Genomic DNA, 4,857 nt, shown 5'->3' with positions numbered 1-4,857 from the left:
TAAGCAAAAAGGAGAAAACCACCGACCTATCGTGACCGCTACCTATACAATCTGAACACGTAACATCATCGAATGCGCAGCGGTCACGATAGACCGGAATCAGCGGTCATCTTCACCGGAATACGCAAAGAGGCCTATACCGTTGGGAATGAACGTTCTTTTGATCAGGATCCTCGTTTCGGCCTTTCGGTATTGACCGAAATCGGCTCGCGGGCGCTGTCTCCTGCCCTCAATGACTCGGGTACTGCCATAGACATCATAGGCGGGTTGACCCGCGTGCTCATGGCGTGGGCGGGGCAGGATCATGGGATGGCGGCAGAGCAGATACTTTACGAGCGAGTATATGTCCCGCCACTTCGTGATGAAGATCTTCTGGATGATGCATTCCGACCGTTGATACGGGACGGAGTTGCTCTATTGGAAATCCAGTTGCGTCTTCAGAAGGCGTTAGCGGCATTAGCATCAATAACCAATGGAGACCTTCGCGCGGCGGCATCCCGACTGGCCCTCACGGCGCATGAAGCTGCTTCGAGTGCGATGGTGCTGCCTGAGGACTCGGAAAGGCTACGGGTGGAATACCGAGCGGCGTGGCAACCCGCCGAACGAATGCCCAATAAGTCGAATGCTGCTTGACACCCGGAGTCGGTGGGTCGTTGTCCGTGTTTTCTGAGTGTCGACCCCCTGGATCTGGACGGTGGCCTAATCGTTAAGGCTTGTATTCCATGTCGCCAGGCCGTTTTGGTTCAGGTAATTTACGGTGAAGCTGTCAATCTTATGGTTTTTCACTGAGAAACTTACTGACGAACGCGATCCGGCCGGTGCATTTTCCGTCAGCGGCATCACCGCGAAGGTGTTGGCGTTCCAGTGGCTCATGGTCAAGTGTTCCTTGGCGGGGCCAATGGCCAGTTTCAGCTCATTGGCTTCAAGGGTGATTTCGGCGGAACCAAAGTAAGTGCTCTCGTAATGGCCTGTGTATGCTTCTAGCGGTTGGGCAGGCAGCGGGTTAGCGGGCTGCGTCTTGTCGGCCAGATCTCCTTCGGGGGTGTAGAAACCCATCATGTTCGCGTGATACGCAGCGTACCAATCGCGCAGCGGCTTGCCGAATTGGACCATATCCATAAAGCTCGCGTTAATGCTCTCGGGCACGCCGACAGGCGAGCCATTCGTCAAGACCACGATGCCCAGACCGGCCGTCGGAAGAATCTGGAATGCCGTGCTTGCTCCGAGCACGAAGCCGCCAGAGTGGCCGAACGTGGTGCGTCCGGCAACGTTGGTACCGACATTGAAGCCGTAGCCATAAAAACTGGGTCGTGTAACGAGCGTGCCGGGCGGGCCGTTAAGCGAGCGCGGGGTCAACGCGGCAAGGAGAGACGAGGGCGAGGCGAGTGATTCGCCATGGTGCTTGCCGTCAGCAAGTAGAAACTTCATCCACTGAGCCAGGTCCAGCACGTTTGACGATACGCCGCCAGCAGGCGCCTGAGCGTCCGGGGTGCGATCATAAAGCGGCTGAAACCGGCCTCCTTCGAGCGCATGTAGCACCGCCCGATTTCGGCGTGCAAGGTAATCAGCATGCTGTGTGCTTGTGGACTGCATGCCCAACGGTTCGAATAAGGTTTGTGCCGCCAGTACTTCCCAAGGCTGATTAGCCGCAGCAGCCACTGCCTCGGCGGCAATGGTGGTGCCAAAATTGGCGTAATGATATGACGCGCGAAACGCATCAAGTGGAACTTGGCGCAAACGGTCGATAATTTGAGCGCGGTTATAGCCCAGGTCTTCGAGTTCGTCCCCCGCTGCTGAGGGCAGGCCACTACGGTGGGCCATAAAGTCACCGATGGTCGCGTGGGCGGTGACATAGGGATCGCTTAGCCTGAACCGGGGAAGATAGTCCGCCACAGGGTCGTCCCAGGAGATTATGTTTTTATTGACTGCCACGGCGATCACTGACGCGGTCAACGACTTGGATATTGAAGCGATTTGAAATACGGTAGATGTATCAATCAGTTCGCGCTCGCCCGCTTTACGCACACCAAATCCTTGGGCGAAGATGGTCTGGCCGTTGTGGACAACGGCCACCGCCGCGCCGGGCACCCCGCTGCGCTTCAGAGTGTTGTTGACCAGCTGCGGCAGTGCGCCCAGCGCTGTGCTCAGCCCGTTGGGGGGCAGTGCAACGGTGTCTGAGGCGGGGCTTAATCCTATTTCCACGGCTAGTTCGTATGCGCTGGCGGGGGTCATCAAGGTTAAAGCCAACGTCAGTCCCATTGCGCAAGCACTCAACGTTTGCCGCGCATTGTGAAACGCCAAAGAGATGTTGATTGGGTGTTGTCCGAGACCTTTGGTACACATGATTAGTATCTCCGTTGACCGCTATCCTGGCGTATCAAAATAATCCCCCGTGCCGACAGATCATTTGCTCATAGGCCCGGGTTCGTCCTGATGCTTATGCGATGAGTTCCACCCGGCCTGTTTCGAGATCGTAGAGGCCGCCGACAACCTTGACCTTCCCGCCCTGAACCGCCGTGCTCAGTATTGGTGTGGCTTTTTGCAAGCGCTGTACATTTTGTTTGATGTTTTCAATAGTTGATGTCTGAATTAATGTTCTGGTTTGGGTTTGGGTTTGGGTTTTGGCAGCGGCAGCGCGCACGGCTGGCATTAGCGCCGTAATAATGGCTTGTATATGACCGGGAAATTCGGCCTGCTTTTCAAGTGCGCTGACCGTTGCACTTATCGCGCCACAACTGGTATGCCCCAACACCATGATCAGGGGCGTGTTCAGAACGGCTACCCCATATTCCAGGCTTGCCAGGATATCGCTGGTTACATAGTTGCCTGCCACGCGCGTTACAAACAGGTCACCCCTTTCTTCGTCAAAACATAGCTCGGGACTGACACGCGAATCAGCGCAGCTCAGAATAGCAGCATACGGATTCTGCCCCGCGGCCAATGCCGCACGGGTCGAGGTAAAGCTGCGACTCCGGGTCTTATCCGAGCGGTATCGCTCGTTTCCTTCCATCAAACGCTTAATCGCTTGATCAGGAGACAGGGTGTTATCTGGTTTTGGAGGCGGCTGTGATTGAGCGGCCCGAGCCGCTGCAGACATGCCAAGTAAAGAAATGGCCCCCATCATGCCAATGGCAACCCGCCTTGAAGGCGATGTTGGTGGACTGCTCTGTACGGCACTCTTCACACATAATTTGCACATCATTTATCTCCTTGTTTTGACATCACTTGGACCACACCTGACCTTGCTATCAACACGCTTGGTCGCGAAGCATCTTGGAACGGACCTGTGTGGAAATTGCTCTCAACTTAACAAAGAGTAAGGATAATTACGAAACACCTATTCCGCTATCCGATTTCCGCAAAGCGAGAAATTAGTAGTTGGTCAAGCCCATAGTGCTCGGCGCAAGGTCGCCGAGGGGAGTTCGCCGAACATCTGCTCATAGTCTTTGGAAAACCGGCCCATGTGTAAAAAATGCCAATGGCTAGCCACTTGAGTGATAGTGAGATTTTTACTTTCGGGCTGCGTTAGCGCCATCCTCACGCCATTTAGCCTCACATAGCGAAGGTAGGTGTAGGGCGATACACCCAGTATCGCGCTGAAGCCGTATTGCAAAGTGCGTTCCGACAACTGCAAGTCAGCGCAGGTGGCACTGATACTGGGGCAAATGTGTTGTTTCAGCTGCGCTTTCATATAGTCTATGCTGCGGCTAACCGTGTGTTTCGCTCGACGACGTGCGATCAATGTGCTGCTTTTCTCAACGCTACCAAGCTGGCTGGAATTTAATGCCCCCAATATATGTTCCATAATAACGTCGGCCATCACCTCGTTACTGTTGTCAGAACTTGACTGATTGTTGAATGGCGACTGCTGAAAAATCTGTTCTACGAACTTATTCAGTGATTTCAGGTTACCCAGATCGAGGCACAGTAGGCGGGTTGGTGAACCACTCCAGCGAGACGGATCCATTGCCCTCGCCTTATCCAAAAGCACGGACTGATTGAACCGAAAATAGACAGTTTCGGCGTTAGCTGGTACATAAATATCAACTTCAGCGCCGGCAGGCAGAAAAAACAACGAGTTGTCGGCAGGCGTATATTCTGAAAACCCACTTTGCAACTGTTTATTCCGAAAGAATGAAACCGTGCACAATTCCTGGTCCATAACGCTGCGCTTATGGATAGTGCGATTTTGGCCCTCCCAGCATACGCCAACTTCATCATGTTCAAGCATGTGTATATAGCCGGAGTAGTGGCCTGTTGAAATTTGGTTTATTTCAATCGGCAGCCATTTCTGGAACTCGGCTTGCTCGTATGCATCCTGTAGTGACTGATTTCGGGCAACCATTATCCGATCCTGCAGGCTCTGGTTAGTCATACTCTGTGCACCCTATTGTTTACTTGAGTGTTGCCAGCTCTTCATCATAAAAGGGGGACGACCAGCATTCATTAAACTTGTTTTGCGAAGAACGAGCTTAATGGAGCGAATGCCGATGTCCCCAGTAGATTCTATCTTAGGGTTAAAAGATTTAGTAGTTCAGCGCGCTTCCCGCGCAGCCGGCCAGCCGCATCGACGAGCTGCTGCCGCATAACTGGCAGCCGACAACTGCACACTAACGACAACGCCCGCTTTATGCGGGCGTGTCAATATGGGATCGCCGGACGCTTACGTATGTTCGACCGTAATATAAGCCGCTATAGCAGTTTAAAAACCAGACCGAACGCATGCAAATTGAAGCGCCCCGGGATTTGTAGAGGCTCCAACATCTGAGAGAATGGAGCTATGAAGAAGCAGAACAAGTTTTCCCCCGAGGTGCGTGAGCGCGCTGTGCGCATGGTGCAAGAGCACCGTGGTGAGTA

4 protein-coding genes are annotated in these 4,857 nt (G+C 53.6%); 1 reads left to right on the top strand and 3 read right to left on the bottom strand.

What is annotated here, in order from left to right; all coding sequences use genetic code 11:
- Positions 1-72: 72 nt before the first annotated feature.
- Positions 73-633, top strand: a complete 561-nt coding sequence (locus tag CR159_RS21205; protein WP_102075924.1) for a DUF2254 family protein — start codon at positions 73-75, stop codon at positions 631-633.
- A 66-nt stretch (positions 634-699) separates the two neighbouring features.
- Here CR159_RS21205 and CR159_RS21200 read toward each other — a convergent pair whose 3' ends face one another.
- From CR159_RS21200 to CR159_RS21190, 3 genes are all read right to left on the bottom strand, one after another.
- Positions 700-2,232: a serine hydrolase gene (locus tag CR159_RS21200; protein ID WP_199173390.1), complete on the bottom strand. Its 1,533-nt coding sequence runs from the start codon at positions 2,230-2,232 to the stop codon at positions 700-702.
- Between the two features lie 205 nt (positions 2,233-2,437).
- Positions 2,438-3,202 (bottom strand): carbonic anhydrase, encoded by a 765-nt coding sequence (locus CR159_RS21195; protein ID WP_233208455.1) that lies wholly within the window; start codon positions 3,200-3,202, stop codon positions 2,438-2,440.
- A gap of 180 nt (positions 3,203-3,382) precedes the next feature.
- A complete protein-coding gene (locus CR159_RS21190; RefSeq protein WP_102075921.1) occupies positions 3,383-4,375 on the bottom strand; it encodes a helix-turn-helix domain-containing protein in 993 nt (330 codons plus the stop codon).
- Positions 4,376-4,857: the final 482 nt, after the last annotated feature.

The organism is Pollutimonas subterranea, assembly GCF_002849655.1.
Taxonomy (GTDB): Bacteria; Pseudomonadota; Gammaproteobacteria; order Burkholderiales; family Burkholderiaceae_B; genus Pollutimonas; species Pollutimonas subterranea.
This window is presented reverse-complemented; position numbering and strand designations above follow the sequence as displayed.

Coding starts and splice junctions, on each gene's coding strand:
- CR159_RS21205 (WP_102075924.1), top strand. CDS start 73: ATGCGCAGCGGTCACGATAGACCGGAATCAGCGGTCATCTTCACCGGA.
- CR159_RS21200 (WP_199173390.1), bottom strand. CDS start 2,232: ATGACCCCCGCCAGCGCATACGAACTAGCCGTGGAAATAGGATTAAGC.
- CR159_RS21195 (WP_233208455.1), bottom strand. CDS start 3,202: ATGATGTGCAAATTATGTGTGAAGAGTGCCGTACAGAGCAGTCCACCA.
- CR159_RS21190 (WP_102075921.1), bottom strand. CDS start 4,375: ATGACTAACCAGAGCCTGCAGGATCGGATAATGGTTGCCCGAAATCAG.